Here is a 15,055-nt window from a genome sequence, read left to right on the forward strand (position 1 = left end):
TGACAGCGACGACGCGGAGGGAACGACGACTCGAGAACGGAATCGACCGTGACACGCCTCTGAAGATCCGATCGGTATCGATGACGGCTGATCCATGGCGGCGAGAGTCCGGCCACAACACCGAAGGTGATCTACTTACACCCTCGAGTCGATGAGTTCGATTCCGTGGCCGGCGGCCGGGTCGATTCTGTCCGGCCTCGGAACCGTGGTGTTGCTCTGGTACCTCCGCCACCACCGCGGGAAACCGGGCGCGAACTGGTTGCTGCTGGCGCTCGTCGCGCAGGCGCTGTGGTGCTTCTCCTACGGGATCGGGCTGTTCGTCTTCGATCCGACGCTGCGATGGGCGTTCGAAGCGCTGACCTGGACCGGCATCGTCTGGACCGGCGTCCCGTTTCTGGCCTTCGGTCTCGAGTACACCGGTCGCGGGAACCTCGTCAGAACCCCGTGGTTCGGACTGCTGGTACTCGTCCCGCTGGTCACGACGGTGCTGGTCGTGACGAACCCGCTTCACGGGATCGTCTGGGCGGAGTTCCGGATCGATCCGGTCTTCGGTGCGGCCACGGTCTCCTACGATCCCAACGCGTGGGCCTTCTTCGCGATCATGATCGGGACCGTCTTCGCGGCGTCCGGGACCCTGCTGCTGTTCGATACGGTGGTCAGCTACGGCCCACTCTATCGGACCGAGGCGCTCGCCGTCGGCCTCAGCACGCTCCCGCCGGGGGTCGCCCTGCTCGTCTGGCTCTTCGGACTCGGCCCCGTGCCCCAGCTCAACCTCTCCGCCGTCATGTTCCTCCCCCACGTCGTGCTCGACGCCTACGCGTTCGTCGGGGGCAGCATGTTCGCGTACAGCCCGTCGGTCCGGCGAACGGCCGACCGGTCCGCGATCGAGGACCTCGAGAACCCGTTCCTCGTCGTCGACACGGACGAGCGGATCGTCGACTGCAATCCGGCGGCGGAGACGGTATTCGACGTCACGAAGCCGGCCGTCCTCGGGGAGCCGCTCGAGCGCGCGACCGGGTTGCGGATCGACGAGACCGACGACCGACTCCTCACGCACACCGATCGAGGGGAGCGCCGCACGCTCGCAGTGTCGACGTCCCGGCTCCGAGACGGGTCGGACCGGGTCGTGGGACACACACTCCTCCTGCAGGACGTTACCGAGCAGCAGCGACGCGAGCAGCGCCTCGAGATCCTCAACCGGGTGTTGCGCCACAACCTGCGGAACGATCTGACCGTCGCTCGCGGGTACGTCGGTATCGCCGCGGACCGAGTCGACGACGACGAACTCGCCGAACTGCTCGATGACGTTCACGACGATATCCACGGCGTGTTGCAGATGGGCGAAAAGGCTCGAACCTTCGAGCGTGCGATCGGGTCGATGACCCGCCCGTCGACGACGGTCTTCGCCCGCGACGCGCTCACGTCGGTCGCGGCCGATCTCGAGGCGGAAACGGATGGACACGTCGAGGTGGTCATCCCCGAGGATCTCGCCGTGCGGACGAACGGAGCGCTGTTCGAACTCGTCTTCGCGAACCTCCTCGAGAACGGGATTCACCACACCGACGCCGAGGAACCCCACGTCGCGGTCGAGTTCGACGGCGTCGCCGCCGACCGAACCGCCGTCTTCACCGTCCGCGACGACGGACCGGGGATTCCGGATCACGAGCTCGCCGTCCTCGAGCGCGGCGAGGAAACCCCGCTGGAACACGGGAGCGGGCTCGGCCTGTGGATCGTCTCGTGGTCCGTGACGGCACTCGGCGGCGATCTCGACTTCGAGACCGGCGAAGACGGGACGACCGTCACGGTTCGCCTCCCCGGCGTAGTGGAGTCGGAGCCGGCGGATCCTGCTGGCACGACGAGGTTCGAGTCAGTAGAGCATCCACCATAGCCCGATCGACGAGTTTCGGCCCCTGCCCCGATATCGGTACGGTCGGCTCCCGAGGGTACTCTCCGCGGCGTTCGTCTGCTGGCTCCTGCTGGAGAGTCTGCGCATCGTCAGCGTGCTCGAGTTCTGAGAACCGATCGGGCCGTCTCCGATCGATGTCCGACTGCCGGTCGACGGACTTCCTAGCCGAAGGGATTCGTCTAGTGGTTTTACTTAGGCCGCCTGCAAGGAGGCGGGTATGAGCGACGATCCCGACTCCGATCAGCACCGATTCGCCACGAACAGCGTCCACGCAGGACAGGAACCCGACTCCTCGACGGGGGCTCGCGCACCGCCTCTGTATCAAACCACCTCCTACGAGTTCGAGGACACGGACCACGCCGCCGCACTGTTCGGCCTCGAGGAGATGGGCAACATCTACTCGCGGATCATGAACCCGACGAACGCGATGCTCGAGGAGCGCATCGCGACGCTCGAGGGCGGTGTCGGCGCACTGGCCACCGCGTCGGGGATGGCCGCGTTCGATCTCGCGACCTTCATCCTCGCGGAGGTCGGCGACAACATCGTCTCCTCGTCGTCGCTGTACGGCGGAACCTACACGTACCTCACTCACACCGTCGCGAAACGCGGTATCGAGACGAAGTTCGTCGATACACTCGACTACGAGGGCTACGCGGAAGCGATCGACGAGGACACCGCCTTCGTCCACCTCGAGACGATCGGCAATCCCGCGCTCGTGACGCCGGACATCGAGCGGATCGCCGACATCGCCCACGACCACGACGTGCCACTGTTCGTCGACAACACGTTCGCGACGCCGTACCTCTGCCGGCCCCTCGAGCACGGCGCGGACCTCGTCTGGAACTCGACGACCAAGTGGATCCACGGCGCGGGCTCGACGGTCGGCGGGATCCTCGTCGACGGCGGTTCCTTCCCCTGGGAGGACGGCGACTACCCCGAGATCACCGAGCCGAATCCGGCCTACCACGGCGTGAATTTCCGCGAAACGTTCGGCGACATGGCCTTCTCCGTCGTCGCCCGTACCCGCGGACTGCGAGACCTCGGCAATCAGCAGGCCCCCTTCGACGCCTGGGTCACCCTGCAGAAACTCGAGTCCCTGCCGCTCCGCATGGAGAAACACTGCGACAACGCGATGGCCGTCGCGGAGTACCTCGACGATCACCCGGCCGTCGAGTGGGTCAATTACCCCGGCCTCGAGAGCCACGAGACCCACGAGAACGCACAGGAGTACCTCGAGGGCGGCTACGGCGGCATGATCACCTTCGGACTCGAGGGCGGGTACGACGCGGCGGAAACGGTCTGTAACGAGGTCGAACTCTCGAGTCTGCTCGCGAACGTCGGCGACGCGAAGACGCTGATCATCCACCCCGCGAGCACGACCCACCAGCAGCTCACCGAGGAGGAGAAGCTGGCCAGCGGCGTGACCGACGACCTCGTGCGCCTCTCGGTTGGGATCGAAGACGTCGACGACGTCATCGCGGACCTCGATCGGGCGATCGAGCAGATTTAGATCGCGAGCGCGGCGAACATCTTCCTCGACTGTGGTTTCAGTTCGCGGTGACTAGCCCTCGTCGTTAAGGTCACCGCGTTCGACTGGTCACCTATGCCGACCGGATTACTCACCTCGGATGCGTCGGAACAGATCGTCGCGACCTGTCGAACGGCGATCGGCGACAGTCTGCGTTCGGTCACCTACTTCACGCGCGACGACTACGAACAGGTCTACCTCCGCGAGGACCTGGAGCGCGACGCCGACCTCTCGACGTTCATCGGCCACGAGTGGCGCGGGTTCAAGACCACGCAGACCGCGTACGAGGGGTCGGAACTCGGCGCGTACGATTATACGATTCGCGTCTTCGAGAACGGGTTCCTGATCCGCGTGACCAACGACAGCGAGGGCGTCTTCGTCACGACTGACGGGTTGACGGTCAAGGACTTCGAAGAAGTCGCGACGGCGCTCGATACGTTCCTCAGCAGCCGCGAGATCTCGTAGGGACGTCGTCACTCGAGCGGTCGCCGTCGTCCGTATCGCCGTCGTCGGTGTCGCCTCCGTCTCGGGCCTCCGCCTCGCCGCCGGCGTCCTGTCCGCCGATCGGCAGACCGGACCCGCGATCGCCGTCCGTTCCGAGGAGGCGAGCGAATCGACGGCGTTCCGCGGCGTGTCTATCTAAACTCATGCCGTCGATAGAGGACGGTTTCCCTTGTAGTAATGCGGGCCGTTTCCGCGGGAAACGCGCTACTTCCCGAGCGAAACGATGCCGATACCGTCCCGCGGTTTCGACCGCGTAACGATTTCCTACAGGTGGATCCGCGCGCTGTCGGGACAGCGTAACACCCTTTTCCACCACGCCCGTGAGTCTCTCCAATGACCGACCCGCCAGATCCCATCGAACGGGAACTCGAGTCCCACGACGCGTTCGCCCGCGGCGACGACTGCTTCGATCTCACGACGACGGTCTTCGAGACGACCGTTACGGCCGACGATGCGGAGGGAAAACGGGACGGCCGATTCCACGTCACCGTCTTCCTCCCGACGCTCGACGCCGCCGTGGCCGACGAAGTCGTCGCGACCCCCGTCGAAGACGGCTGGTTCGAAACCCTCGAGCGACGCCTCGCGGACGTCTTCACCGTCGCGCACACGGACACCCACGACGACCCCGTCGTCGAACGCGACGACCGGGAGGTCCGGGTCGTCCTCGAGTACACCGCCTGGGACGCCGGCGAGGGCGTCGACGACGCCAAGGCGCTGATCGAGTTCGTCGAGGGCACCTTCGCACAGGGGATCATCCCCGGCTACGAGTATCGCGGCGAAGCGGCGACGCTGCTCGAGAACGCCCAGAACAGGGGCCAGCAAGCCGCAGACGGTGACGGCGACGGGAACAGCGGCGGCATGCCACTATAGACCGAAATTTTGCTCTGCGGGCGCGGCCAAGCCGCGCCCTCGGCAAAATCTTCAAAAGAGCGCTATGCGCTCTTTTGGACATCGCGGAGCTTCGCTCCGCTCAGTTTCGATCAAAAGCACTCCTCGCTCCCGTCGGTCGCTCGTCGGCCCGAGCGCGAAGCGCTCGGTGAACAGCATCGCTCGGGTTCTCCGAACCGCTCGCTCGCTGATGCAACACCAGATGAACGGTTCACGATCGACACGCTCGTTCTAATCAGTCGCTCACGGTGAGTATGGTCGTCTCGTCGGACACGTCACCGACTTCGATGGCCGGGAGCGGGGCTCGAGCAGACGCGAGAGCCCCGCGACTCGGGGGAGGGCAGGCGATTCACCGTCACTGACCGCGAGCAAACCCGAAGGGTGAGCGAGCGGGCCGACGACTGACCCGGAATGAACGAAGTGAATGGAGGGGAAGGAGGAGTGCTTTTAATCGAAATTTTACCGAGGGACGCCGCGCTGTGTGACGGAGTCACCAGCGCGGCAGACCGCAGCGTAAAATTTCGGTTCTTTAGTCCATCGCGATGTACGTCTGCGTGTCTTCGACGCCCTGAATGCCCTGAATGTGGGTCGCCGCGATCTCCTTGACTTCCGCCGGGGAGTCGACGTCTGCTTTCGCGATGAGGTCGACGTCGCCGGCGACGATGTGTGCCGATTGAACGCCGTCGATGGCCCCGATGCTGTCTTTGAGTCGATCCGCCTCGCCCGTGTTCGCCTTGATCATGATGAACGCCGTAACCATTAGTTGACACCTCCAGTGTCGGAGTCCGTCTCCGGGTCTCGCTGCAGTTCCGTCGCCGCCGAACTCGAGCCCGTGCCCGCGTTCGCGGCAGCTCGAGTCGCCGTCTCGCCGACCAGGATCTGTCGCACCTCGCTCAGGACGTCGAAGTCCGCGAGGACGACGAGTCGGTCGCCGTCCTCGAGCGAGAGGTCTTCGGTCGGGATTCCGAGGTCTCGATCGCGCTTACCGAAGGCGAGGACGGTCGCGTCGGCCGGCAGTTGCAGTTCGCTGATCGAGTAGCCGTTGACCGGGGCCTCGGTCGTGATCGTGAGTTCGACGACCTGCAGATGCGGGGCGATGTCGGCGATCGCACGGATCGTGCCGCCCAGGAGGGCGTTTTTCGCGCCGATCGCGCCGAGGCGCTCGGGGTAAATGATCTCGTCGACCTGCTCGGCGTACTTGCGGTAGATCCCCTCCCGGTAGGCCTCGTCGATCCGCATCACGGTCCGGCAGCCGTGGTGGTTGGCGATCATGCAGGCGGTGAAATTGACGTTGAGATCGCCGGTGAGCGCGCCGACGCCGTCGGCCTCCGTGACGCCGGCGTCCTCGAGGACGTCTTCGCGGGAGCCGTCGCCCTCGACGACGGTAAATCCCTGATCGCGGGCCCGTCTGAGCGTCGGCTCGTCGCGTTCGACCATCGTCACGTCGTGGCCCTCGTCACGCAAGACGCGTGCTGTACGCAGACCGACCCGTCCGGCCCCGATAATCACGAACCGCATGGACAGGGATACGCTCGCCCCGGTGAATAAGTTTGCCCCGGACTACCATGGGAACCGTTCGATCGATCGGTGCTCCTCGAGCGGGGACGTCGCCAGAAGCGTTCGATTCGGACGCCGCCTCGACGACCGCCGTGCTCCGGCTCGGGAGCGCCGACTCGAGGGCCGATCACGCCATCGCGATGTACGTCTTCGTGTCGGTGACCCCGCCGAGTCCCTGCACGCTCGAGGACACCGTCTGCAGAACGTCGTAGACCTCCGGCGCGTCGACTTCCGCGATGATGTCGTAGTTGCCCGCGACGATGTGGGCCTCGGCGACCGACTCGAGGCCGTCGATCTCCGCCAAGAGCCCCTCGGACTTCCCGGCGGCCGTCTTCACCATGATGAACGCGTGGACCATCGGCGGTGTGGTACACTCTGGCACGACTAAAGCCTTTGCCCGAAGCGGGCGGTAAACGGCGATGGGGTCGGGGAAATAGCGACGGAAATGGCGATCCGAACGACGAGATCACCGCGGATCCGGTACCGCCTCGGCCAGCACGTCCGTCACGTCCTCGAGCACCGCGTCGGGCGATTGCGTCGCGTCGACGCGGGCGAACCGGTCGGGGTCGCGCTCGATCAGTCGCTCGTAGTTCTCCCGAACGGACTCGAGGTACTCGGCGCGCTCGAACTTGTTCGTCGTTCCCGCGCGCGTGGCCGCGGTCTCGGGATCGAGGTCGAGGTAGATCGTCAGGTCCGGCTCGATGGAGAACGGGCGATGGACGTCCACGACGTACTCGAGCGGGTCGGCGATATCGTGACCCGTAGCGGCCTCGAGCGTCGCGCCCTGATAGGCGAAGCGAGAGTCGGAGTACCGGTCGGAGATGACGAGTTCGTCACCGTCGAGCGCGGGTTCGATCACCCGCGAGAGGTGGTCGGCGTGATCCGCGGTGTAGAGGAACAGTTCCGCGAGCGGATCGGCGTCGTCGTCCTCGATCGAGCGGTAAACCGCGTCGCCGTACCACGAGTTCGTCGGTTCCCGCGTGAACGTTGCCTCGGGATAGCGCTCGCGTACGGCCTCCCAGACCGTCGTCTTGCCGCTGCCGTCCAGTCCCTCGAGCGTGACGAGCATGGTCGCACTCGTCGGGACGGCTACTACAATCTGTCGAGAGCCTCGAGCGAGCCTCACAGCGTAGCCGTCCACCTATTTATCGCTGGAGCGTCAGATAGCGCGTATGAAGATCCTCGTCGCCGGCGGGACCGGCTTCATCGGCACGAACCTGTGTGCGGAACTGGCCGAGCGCGATCACGACGTGACGGCACTGTCTCGCTCTCCGACGGACGGCGACCTCCCGAGGGGCGTCGAATCGGCGATGGGCGACGTCAGCGCCTACGACTCGATCGCCGACACCGTGGCGGGCCACGACGCCGTCGTCAACCTCGTCTCGCTCTCGCCGCTGTTCAAACCTCCCAGCGGAACGAGCCACGAGGAAGTCCACCTGGGCGGCACCGAAAACCTCGTGCGAGCCGCCGAGGAGGGCGACGTCGACAGATTCCTCCAGATGAGCGGGCTCGGTGCCGATCCGAACGGCAACACCGCCTTCCTTCGCGCCAAGGGGAAGGCGGAGGCGGTCGTCAGGGACTCGAGTCTCGAGTGGACGATCGTCCGTCCGTCGGTCGTCTTCGGCGAGGGCGGCGAGTTCGTCGCGTTCACGAAGACCCTGACGACGCCGTACGTGACGGGGCTACCGGGGGGCGGCAAGACGCGATTTCAGCCCATCTGGGTCGGCGATCTCGTCCCGATGCTGGCGGAAGCACTCGAGGACGAGTCCCACGTCGGCGAGATCTACGAACTCGGTGGCCCGCAGGTCGCCTCGCTCGCGGACATCACGGAACTGGTCTACGCGGCCGAGGGCAAAGACGTCACGGTCGTCTCGATCCCGATGGGGCTCGCGAAGTTCGGCCTCTCGGCCGCCGAGTCCGTACCGTTCGTTCCGTTCGGTCTCGATCAGGCCCGGTCGCTCGAGTTCGACAATACCGTCTCCGACAACGACGTGTCCGTCTTCGGTCGGGATCCGGACTCGTTGACGACGCTCGGAACGTATCTCGGACTCGAGGGAACCGCTTCCCGCGAGAAACCGATAGGAGCGGCCTGAACCGGTGTACGGCCGGCCTCACACTGGACTTGCGCTCGTTCCCCAAACGTAGTATAAAAAACACATACGGCCGGAGTAAACACTGGTTTCCGAATCGGCGTTGAAGTTCGAATCCCGCTCCGGTCGCGCGATTAGGCGTAACATTACGTTAATTGAGACATTCAGATTAGCACAAGACTTATATCCTCTATCGCTCTGTTACCAATTCAACGGAGCCCCCTGACAAATAATGAAGCTGGCGATGATCGGATTCGGACAGGCCGGTGGCAAAATCGTCGATCGATTCCTCGATTACGACGATCGGACGGGCAGCGGAATCGTCCGCGCGGCGATCGCCGTCAACTCCGCGAAAGCGGACCTCATCGGTCTCGACAACATTCCACAGGAGAATCGCGTACTCATCGGCCAGGCCCGGGTCAAGGGCCACGGCGTGGGTGCTGACAACGAGCTCGGCGCGGAAGTCGCCGAGGAGGACATCGACGAGGTCCAGAACGCCATCGATCAGATCCCGACTCACGAGGTCGACGCCTTCCTGATCGTCTCCGGGATGGGCGGCGGCACCGGGTCGGGCGGCGCACCGGTCCTCGCCAAACACCTCAAGCGGATCTACACGATCCCCGTCTACGGGCTCGGCGTCCTGCCGGGCACGGACGAGGGCGGAATCTACACGCTCAACGCGGCGCGGTCCTTCCAGACGTTCGTCCGCGAGGTCGACAACCTGCTCGTCTTCGACAACGACTCCTGGCGACAGACCGGCGAGTCCGTCGAAGGCGGCTACGACCAGATCAACGAGGAGATCGTCCGTCGGTTCGGCATCCTCTTCGGTGCCGGCGAGGTCGGCGACGGCCAGGAAGTGGCCGAAAGCGTGGTCGACTCCTCCGAGATCATCAACACGCTCTCCGGCGGTGGTGTCTCCACCGTCGGCTTCGCCTCGGAGGAGGTCGAGCTGAACTCGGGCGGCGGCCTCCTCTCGCGATTCACCGGCGAAGACGGCGGTGCCGACGACGACCTCGACGCCGCGAACACGACGAACCGCATCACGAGCCTCGTGCGCAAGGCCGCCCTCGGCCGCCTCACGCTCCCGTGTGAGATCGAGGGCACCGAGCGCGCGCTGCTCGTCCTCTCCGGACCGCCGGAGTACCTCAACCGGAAAGGCATCGAACGCGGCCGCAAGTGGCTCGAGGAGGAAACGGGCAGCATGGAAGTTCGCGGCGGCGACTTCCCGCGGGAGGAGCCCGAAGTGGCCGCAGCGATCTTGCTCTCGGGCGTGACGAACGTCCCGCGGATCAAACGCCTCCAGCAGGTCGCGATCGAGGCACAGGACAACATCGACGACATCCAACAGGAGAGCGAAGAGAACCTCGAGGAACTCGTCGAGGACGACGAAGACGAGCTCGAGCCGCTCTTCTAGGCCCTCGCTCTCGGCGGCGCGAGCGGCCACACTCGTGTCGGGGGGCGCGAGATCGCCCGCAGTCGCGGTACGGATTTCGAACGACTCCGACGTGTTTTTGACCGCGCCGACAGTACCGTAACTAGATTCAGATGCGCGTCGCCGTCCCGTTCGCCGCCGAGACGCCGAAGACTCGCCTCGAGTCAGTGCTCACGCCGGCCGAGCGGTCGACGTTCGCTCGCGCCATGCTCGCGGACGTCCTGCGTGCCGTCGTCGAGGCGGGCCACGAGCCGACCGTCGTCTCGACCGCGCCGCTGGACCTCGAGACGTTCGCGCTTCCGGGCGAGATCGCTGCGGCGGCGTCTGTCACCGTCGACGACCGCCCGCTCACGGAGGCGGTCAACGCGCGACTCCCGGGGAGCGACGCGGAGACGGCCGACGACGAGCCCGATCCCGTCGCGGTCGTCATGGCCGACCTCGCACTGGCGACGCCGGACGCGCTCGATCGACTCCTGACGTCCACGGCCGACGTCGCGATCGCGCCGGGACGGGGCAGCGGGACGAACGCCCTGCTCGTCCGCCATCCCGAGTTCCGCGTCGACTACCACGGGACCTCCTATCTCGACCACCGCGAGATCGCCCGCGAGATCGGTGCCGACCTCGAGACCGTCGACTCGTTCCGGCTGGGAACCGACATCGACGAGCCGGCGGATCTCGTCGAAGTACTCGTCCACGGCCGCGAGCGCGACCGCGCACCGGCCGTCCTCCGCGACTTCGGCTTCGATATCGATCGCCTCGAGGGACGAGTCGAGGCGCGACGACCGAACGACTCGGCCGACTGACGTCGGGGTTCGATACCGGCGGCCCGACGCAAACCCTTTGACGACCTGCACCGTCGTGTGCGGCGATGACACGTGACTCGTTCGATGCGATCGTGCTCGGCGTCGGCGGCATGGGGAGCGCGGCCGTCTCTCACCTGGCGGCCCGGGGCGTCGACGTCCTCGGCCTCGAGCGCTACGATATCCCCCACGGCCGCGGCTCGTCCCACGGTGAGACGCGAATCTTTCGACTGACACAGCCGGAACACCCCGAGTACGTTCCGCTCGCCCGGCGGGCGCGGGAGCTCTGGCGGGAGCTGGAAGCCGAAACCGGCGTCGACCTCCTCACGGAGACCGGTTCGATCCACGCCGGCCCCGCCGACGGGGAGACCGTCGCGGACGCGCTCGAGTCCTGCCGGGCTCACGACCTCCCGCACGAACTGCTGACCGAATCGGAACTCGCGGAGCGGTTTCCCGCCTTCGACCTCCCGGCGGGGCACCGGGCCGTCTACCAGCCCGACGGCGGGTACCTCGACTGCGAGCGGGCCGTGACGACGCACGTGAATCGGGCGCACGACCACGGGGCCGTCGTCCGCGCCCGCGAGCGCGTCCGCGGCTGGGAACCCCGGGAATCCGGCGTCCGAGTGCGGACCGATCGAGACGTCTACGAGGCCGAGCACCTCGTCGTCACGGCGGGCGCGTGGGCGGCCGGGCAACTCGAGGTGCTCTCCGATGCCCTCACGCCGAAGCGACGCGTCATGATCTGGCTCCGGCCCGAAACGCCCGAGCGGTTCGCACCCGAAACCTTCCCCGTGTTCCGCGCCGACGTTCCGGACGGGAGCTTCTACGGCTTCCCCGTCCACGAGCGACCCGGCTTCAAGTTCGGTCGGACGCCTCGCTACGCCGAGACCGTCGATCCGGACGACTGGCGGGACGAGCCGACTCCGGAGGACGAGACGCTACTCCGGCGGCTCCCCGAGAATCACCTCCGGGGCGGTGCGGGGCCGACGATGGCGATGGAGACCTGTCTGGTGACGGAATCGACCGACGGGCACTTCTACCTCGACACGCACCCGGACTACCCGCACGTCTCGATCGCGGCGGGCTTTACCGGCCACGGCTTCAAGTTCTGTAGCGTGGTCGGCGAAACGCTGGCGGACTTCGTGACCGAGGGAGACACCGACAATCCGATCGGCGTCCACCGGCTTGCCGGCCGCACGTGAGTTCGACGACGACCGGCGAGGTCGCACGGCGAGGAAGTGAAGCGCTTATGTGCCGAGCGACGACATCCAGAGGTAATGTTCCCCGGGGCGAGCGAGTACGGTGTCGATATCGCGGTCGACGATCGGGCCGTCGAGGACCTCCTCCAGACCAGCCCGAGCGACATCGACGCACCGCCGTCGCTGACGTTTTCGCGAAACGTGTTCGTCCCGCTCACCACGGCCTGTCGCTACACCTGCACCTACTGTACGTACTTCGACCCGCCGGGACAAGCCTCACTGCTCTCGCTCGAGGAGGTCCGCGAGATCTGCCGGCGCGGTGCCGACGCGGGCTGTACGGAGGCGCTGTTTACCTTCGGCGACGATCCGGACGACCGTTACACCGAGATCCACGAGCAGCTCGACGAATGGGGTCACGACTCGATTCACACCTACCTGCGCGAGGCCTGCGAGGTGGCCCTCGAGGAGGGACTGCTCCCCCACGCGAATCCGGGCGATCAGACGCGCGAGCAGCTGGCGACCGTCGCGGACGTCAACGCCAGCATGGGCGTGATGCTCGAGACGACCGCCGAGGTCGGGGCGCACGCCGGCCCGCGGCGCAAGGTACCGGGGCAGCGGCTTCGAACCCTCAAAAACGCGGGCGAACTCGACGTGGCCTTCACCACCGGTATTCTGGTGGGGATCGGCGAGAACTGGCGCGACCGCGCGGAGAGCCTGCTCGCGATCCGCGAGCTCCACGACCGCTACGACCACATTCAGGAGGTGATTATCCAGCCCGTCGTGGAGAACGAACGCTGGTCCGACGGCTCGCCCGATCTCGCGACGATGCGGCAGGTGACCGCGATGGCGCGGGCCGCCCTCCCAGAGGAGGTGTCCGTGCAGGTGCCGCCGAACCTCGCGCCCGCCGCGGATCTGATCGACTGCGGCGTCGACGATCTGGGCGGCGTCTCGCCCGTCACCGACGACCACATCAATCCCGACTATACGTGGCCCGCGCTGCGCGAACTCGAGGAGATCGCGGCCTCGGCGGACCTGCCGCTGGGCGAGCGGCTGCCGGTCTACGAGCGGTTCCTCCCGTCCGACCTGCGGACGGACGAGTTCGACGGGAGGGTGGCCGACGGCGCGGACGGCGAACGGGAGTGGATCTCGCCGACGATTCGGGAGGCGCTCGAGGCGGGCGGGTCGGCCGGCGAGCGCTATCGGGCGGTGCTTCGGGACGAGGTGGGTGCCGTTTCGCGCTGACCGTCTTCCCGGCGTCGTGTCTCCCCGGAATACCAGAGAACTGGTTCGATCGGATTCCGAAACGGTCGCGTCCGGTCCGCTTCTCAGTCGCTGGTGGCGATTTGAACGTAGCCGTCGGTCCGTGCCGCGTCCTCGAGGAAGCCCTCGATCCTATCCGCTTCGTCGAGTTGGATCACGCCCGCGTTCGCATCGAACAGCACGATGCCAGCGTCGGCGAGTTTCGGAACGTGTGCGTGATGAAGGGCGGCTTCGACGGTTTCGGAATCGGTACTCGGGTCCGTTCCAGTATGGTCTCCGTCCCAGGTGGCGATCGCGCTCGCGAGGGCGTCGAGAGAGACCGTCTCGGATTCCCTCGTGAGATAATAGAGAGCGTAGCGCCGGTAGGGGTGGCTCAAGAGATCGAATGTTTCAGTCAGCCGTGACGGATTCGGTTCTGCCATCACGTATCGATGGGTCTAGACGGGCTTAACCCCTTTTTTGCGATAACTCTACGTATTTCACAATCCCACGTGGAAGCGGGCTAGCGGTTGACTTTCTCAAGCGATCGAGGTGCGTCCGCCGTGATGGTATCGGTAAGGGTTCAATAATCCAACTAATGTTGCTATTCCAGGGAGCAACACGGTGTTTCGATACGCGGCTACTCCTCGGAGGTGCCGATATCGGAGGGCGAGTCGGCGTCCTCGCCGGCGACCTCCTGGTGGAAGTGGTTCCACGGCTGGACGTGTTCCTCCGCCAGGATATCGCTGCTCACGACCCGCAACCCCAGGTCGTGGAGCTGTTCGGTACTTTGCTTGACGTCGGAGGTCGCCTCGGCCACGACTTCGACGTGGAGGTTCTCCTCGCCGGCCAGCATCTCCCGGACGTTAACCACTCCCCGGACGTCGAGGGCCTGCTCCGCCATCTCCGATCGATCGGACAGGTCCGTCGAGCAGATGAACAGGACGCGCATCGGATACCCCGCCTTCTCGTAATTGATCTCCGGATTGTATCCGAGAATGATTCCCCGTTCCTCCAGTTCCCCGATCCGATTGTGGACCGTCGTCCCGGTGACGTCGGTCTCCCTGGCGATGTCCGTGTCGCTCGCACCGCGGGCGTCTATCTGGAGGAGATGCAGGATCCGGCGGTCGAGATTGTCCAGCGGATCGTCGACCATAGGATGGTTTCCGTTGTCATACCAGTTGAATCGTCCACCTGAATAGACCACGCAGAGCGGTTGCGACCGGAGGGGCCGAGAGTCCGCCCCGAACCTGTGGTCGTGACTCGAGGCCCGCCTCAGGTACGCGGACTCCGATCGAGGGTGCCCGGCAGCACCGAACAGCCACAGGGTTCGGCGGTCCCGCTGTGCGGACCGGTGACGGTCACGTTCGTGACGGGCTCACCACAGACCGGGCAGTCGGGAAGCGAGAACACCCAGGGCTCGGGCGCTTCATTGGTTTCCTGGGGGTCGGCTATCTCGTCGTCGCTCGAGTCGCACCCCGCCTCGTCGTCGTCGCTCATCTTGCCCTCCGCGGGTCGTGGGTGCGGGCTCGACCTAGAGCGATCGCTAATCGTCGGAGTTGATTCCACCGTCGTGCGGGACGTTTATATCCCGGTAGGATGTACGCAGTCATGCTTTCAAATCCCTTGGCGGAATTGGAAGCAAGTCTCGGGTGCTGGTATCACCCGGGGCGTTTCGACGCGCCCCCACCGCTCGCGCGTTCGGAGACTCGCTCCGATTTACTGTTATCACGATTGTACTTATAACTAATGGGAAGTATTGCGATATCTATTCGGCGGTGGTCGCTCGAGCAGCGGTGTGATGGCCGGAGACGGTCGGCAGCAACGGAGAGCGGCCCACCGTGCGTTTCGGCTGGAAACGGACAGAGATAGTCGCTCGCTCGAGAAGAGATAGTTCGATAGTAACTATTAT

At 65.6% G+C, this 15,055-nt stretch carries 17 protein-coding genes; 9 read left to right on the forward strand and 8 right to left on the reverse strand.

Translation table 11 applies throughout. The features are described 5' to 3' along the window. Positions 1–151: 151 nt before the first annotated feature. From NDI89_RS07785 to NDI89_RS07795, 3 genes are all read left to right on the forward strand, one after another. Entirely contained in the window at positions 152–1,888 is a 1,737-nt protein-coding gene (locus NDI89_RS07785) for a histidine kinase N-terminal 7TM domain-containing protein (protein ID WP_277520959.1), read from the forward strand. A gap of 235 nt (positions 1,889–2,123) precedes the next feature. After that, positions 2,124–3,416 (forward strand): O-acetylhomoserine aminocarboxypropyltransferase/cysteine synthase family protein, encoded by a 1,293-nt coding sequence (locus NDI89_RS07790; protein ID WP_277520960.1) that lies wholly within the window; start codon positions 2,124–2,126, stop codon positions 3,414–3,416. A 93-nt stretch (positions 3,417–3,509) separates the two neighbouring features. Beyond that, on the forward strand, positions 3,510–3,899 hold the full coding sequence (locus NDI89_RS07795) for a DUF7522 family protein (protein ID WP_226005561.1): 390 nt from the start codon (positions 3,510–3,512) through the stop codon (positions 3,897–3,899). On the opposite strand, the gene NDI89_RS07800 is transcribed toward NDI89_RS07795, so the two are convergent. After that, on the reverse strand, positions 3,877–4,083 hold the full coding sequence (locus NDI89_RS07800) for a hypothetical protein (RefSeq protein WP_277520961.1): 207 nt from the start codon (positions 4,081–4,083) through the stop codon (positions 3,877–3,879). The two genes, NDI89_RS07795 and NDI89_RS07800, sit on opposite strands and share 23 nt — an antisense overlap. A gap of 188 nt (positions 4,084–4,271) precedes the next feature. On the opposite strand from NDI89_RS07800, the gene NDI89_RS07805 reads away from it, so the two are divergent. Then, the gene (locus tag NDI89_RS07805) at positions 4,272–4,808 is read left to right on the forward strand and encodes a DUF5813 family protein (RefSeq protein ID WP_277520963.1); all 537 of its coding nucleotides are present in this window, start codon (positions 4,272–4,274) and stop codon (positions 4,806–4,808) included. 547 nt (positions 4,809–5,355) lie between these two features. On the opposite strand, the gene NDI89_RS07810 is transcribed toward NDI89_RS07805, so the two are convergent. From NDI89_RS07810 to tmk, 4 genes are all read right to left on the reverse strand, one after another. Beyond that, positions 5,356–5,586 (reverse strand): Lrp/AsnC family transcriptional regulator, encoded by a 231-nt coding sequence (locus tag NDI89_RS07810; RefSeq protein WP_277520965.1) that lies wholly within the window; start codon positions 5,584–5,586, stop codon positions 5,356–5,358. Continuing rightward, entirely contained in the window at positions 5,586–6,344 is a 759-nt protein-coding gene (locus tag NDI89_RS07815) for a potassium channel family protein (protein ID WP_277520966.1), read from the reverse strand. Before NDI89_RS07815 ends, NDI89_RS07810 begins: the two co-directional genes overlap by 1 nt. A 166-nt stretch (positions 6,345–6,510) precedes the next feature. Then, positions 6,511–6,741, reverse strand: coding sequence for an Lrp/AsnC family transcriptional regulator (locus NDI89_RS07820; protein ID WP_226005556.1), 231 nt, complete (start codon positions 6,739–6,741; stop codon positions 6,511–6,513). 108 nt (positions 6,742–6,849) lie between these two features. Then, positions 6,850–7,452 (reverse strand): dTMP kinase, encoded by a 603-nt coding sequence (gene tmk / locus NDI89_RS07825; protein ID WP_277520969.1) that lies wholly within the window; start codon positions 7,450–7,452, stop codon positions 6,850–6,852. A 103-nt stretch (positions 7,453–7,555) separates the two neighbouring features. On the opposite strand from tmk, the gene NDI89_RS07830 reads away from it, so the two are divergent. From NDI89_RS07830 to cofG, 5 genes are all read left to right on the forward strand, one after another. Continuing rightward, positions 7,556–8,476 (forward strand): complex I NDUFA9 subunit family protein, encoded by a 921-nt coding sequence (locus NDI89_RS07830; RefSeq protein ID WP_277520971.1) that lies wholly within the window; start codon positions 7,556–7,558, stop codon positions 8,474–8,476. A gap of 229 nt (positions 8,477–8,705) precedes the next feature. Beyond that, the gene (locus tag NDI89_RS07835; RefSeq protein ID WP_226005553.1) at positions 8,706–9,887 is read left to right on the forward strand and encodes a tubulin/FtsZ family protein; all 1,182 of its coding nucleotides are present in this window, start codon (positions 8,706–8,708) and stop codon (positions 9,885–9,887) included. Positions 9,888–10,018: 131 nt separating this feature from the next. Continuing rightward, on the forward strand, positions 10,019–10,708 hold the full coding sequence (cofC, locus tag NDI89_RS07840; RefSeq protein ID WP_277520972.1) for a 2-phospho-L-lactate guanylyltransferase: 690 nt from the start codon (positions 10,019–10,021) through the stop codon (positions 10,706–10,708). Positions 10,709–10,773: 65 nt separating this feature from the next. Beyond that, on the forward strand, positions 10,774–11,907 hold the full coding sequence (gene solA / locus NDI89_RS07845) for an N-methyl-L-tryptophan oxidase (protein WP_277520973.1): 1,134 nt from the start codon (positions 10,774–10,776) through the stop codon (positions 11,905–11,907). A 75-nt stretch (positions 11,908–11,982) separates the two neighbouring features. After that, the gene (cofG, locus tag NDI89_RS07850) at positions 11,983–13,146 is read left to right on the forward strand and encodes a 7,8-didemethyl-8-hydroxy-5-deazariboflavin synthase subunit CofG (RefSeq protein WP_277520974.1); all 1,164 of its coding nucleotides are present in this window, start codon (positions 11,983–11,985) and stop codon (positions 13,144–13,146) included. An 83-nt stretch (positions 13,147–13,229) separates the two neighbouring features. Here the strand turns inward: cofG and NDI89_RS07855 are convergent, their stop codons facing one another. From NDI89_RS07855 to NDI89_RS07865, 3 genes are all read right to left on the reverse strand, one after another. Then, positions 13,230–13,586, reverse strand: coding sequence for a DUF7344 domain-containing protein (locus NDI89_RS07855; RefSeq protein ID WP_277520975.1), 357 nt, complete (start codon positions 13,584–13,586; stop codon positions 13,230–13,232). Between the two features lie 197 nt (positions 13,587–13,783). Next, positions 13,784–14,299 carry an Lrp/AsnC family transcriptional regulator gene (locus NDI89_RS07860; protein ID WP_277520976.1) on the reverse strand — a complete coding sequence of 172 codons (516 nt, stop codon included), beginning with the start codon at positions 14,297–14,299 and terminating at the stop codon, positions 13,784–13,786. Positions 14,300–14,418: 119 nt separating this feature from the next. Then, positions 14,419–14,643, reverse strand: coding sequence for a hypothetical protein (locus tag NDI89_RS07865; protein WP_277520977.1), 225 nt, complete (start codon positions 14,641–14,643; stop codon positions 14,419–14,421). Between the last annotated feature and the right edge of the window lie 412 nt (positions 14,644–15,055).

The organism is Natrinema salsiterrestre, from assembly GCF_029502005.1.
Classification (GTDB): domain Archaea; phylum Halobacteriota; class Halobacteria; order Halobacteriales; family Natrialbaceae; genus Natrinema; species Natrinema salsiterrestre.

Bases quoted from the DNA above. Each gene is read 5' to 3' on its own strand.
- NDI89_RS07785 (WP_277520959.1), top strand. From the start codon at position 152: ATGAGTTCGATTCCGTGGCCGGCGGCCGGGTCGATTCTGTCCGGCCTC.
- NDI89_RS07790 (WP_277520960.1), top strand. From the start codon at position 2,124: ATGAGCGACGATCCCGACTCCGATCAGCACCGATTCGCCACGAACAGC.
- NDI89_RS07795 (WP_226005561.1), top strand. From the start codon at position 3,510: ATGCCGACCGGATTACTCACCTCGGATGCGTCGGAACAGATCGTCGCG.
- NDI89_RS07800 (WP_277520961.1), bottom strand. From the start codon at position 4,083: ATGAGTTTAGATAGACACGCCGCGGAACGCCGTCGATTCGCTCGCCTC.
- NDI89_RS07805 (WP_277520963.1), top strand. From the start codon at position 4,272: ATGACCGACCCGCCAGATCCCATCGAACGGGAACTCGAGTCCCACGAC.
- NDI89_RS07810 (WP_277520965.1), bottom strand. From the start codon at position 5,586: ATGGTTACGGCGTTCATCATGATCAAGGCGAACACGGGCGAGGCGGAT.
- NDI89_RS07815 (WP_277520966.1), bottom strand. From the start codon at position 6,344: ATGCGGTTCGTGATTATCGGGGCCGGACGGGTCGGTCTGCGTACAGCA.
- NDI89_RS07820 (WP_226005556.1), bottom strand. From the start codon at position 6,741: ATGGTCCACGCGTTCATCATGGTGAAGACGGCCGCCGGGAAGTCCGAG.
- tmk (WP_277520969.1), bottom strand. From the start codon at position 7,452: ATGCTCGTCACGCTCGAGGGACTGGACGGCAGCGGCAAGACGACGGTC.
- NDI89_RS07830 (WP_277520971.1), top strand. From the start codon at position 7,556: ATGAAGATCCTCGTCGCCGGCGGGACCGGCTTCATCGGCACGAACCTG.
- NDI89_RS07835 (WP_226005553.1), top strand. From the start codon at position 8,706: ATGAAGCTGGCGATGATCGGATTCGGACAGGCCGGTGGCAAAATCGTC.
- cofC (WP_277520972.1), top strand. From the start codon at position 10,019: ATGCGCGTCGCCGTCCCGTTCGCCGCCGAGACGCCGAAGACTCGCCTC.
- solA (WP_277520973.1), top strand. From the start codon at position 10,774: ATGACACGTGACTCGTTCGATGCGATCGTGCTCGGCGTCGGCGGCATG.
- cofG (WP_277520974.1), top strand. From the start codon at position 11,983: ATGTTCCCCGGGGCGAGCGAGTACGGTGTCGATATCGCGGTCGACGAT.
- NDI89_RS07855 (WP_277520975.1), bottom strand. From the start codon at position 13,586: ATGGCAGAACCGAATCCGTCACGGCTGACTGAAACATTCGATCTCTTG.
- NDI89_RS07860 (WP_277520976.1), bottom strand. From the start codon at position 14,299: ATGGTCGACGATCCGCTGGACAATCTCGACCGCCGGATCCTGCATCTC.
- NDI89_RS07865 (WP_277520977.1), bottom strand. From the start codon at position 14,643: ATGAGCGACGACGACGAGGCGGGGTGCGACTCGAGCGACGACGAGATA.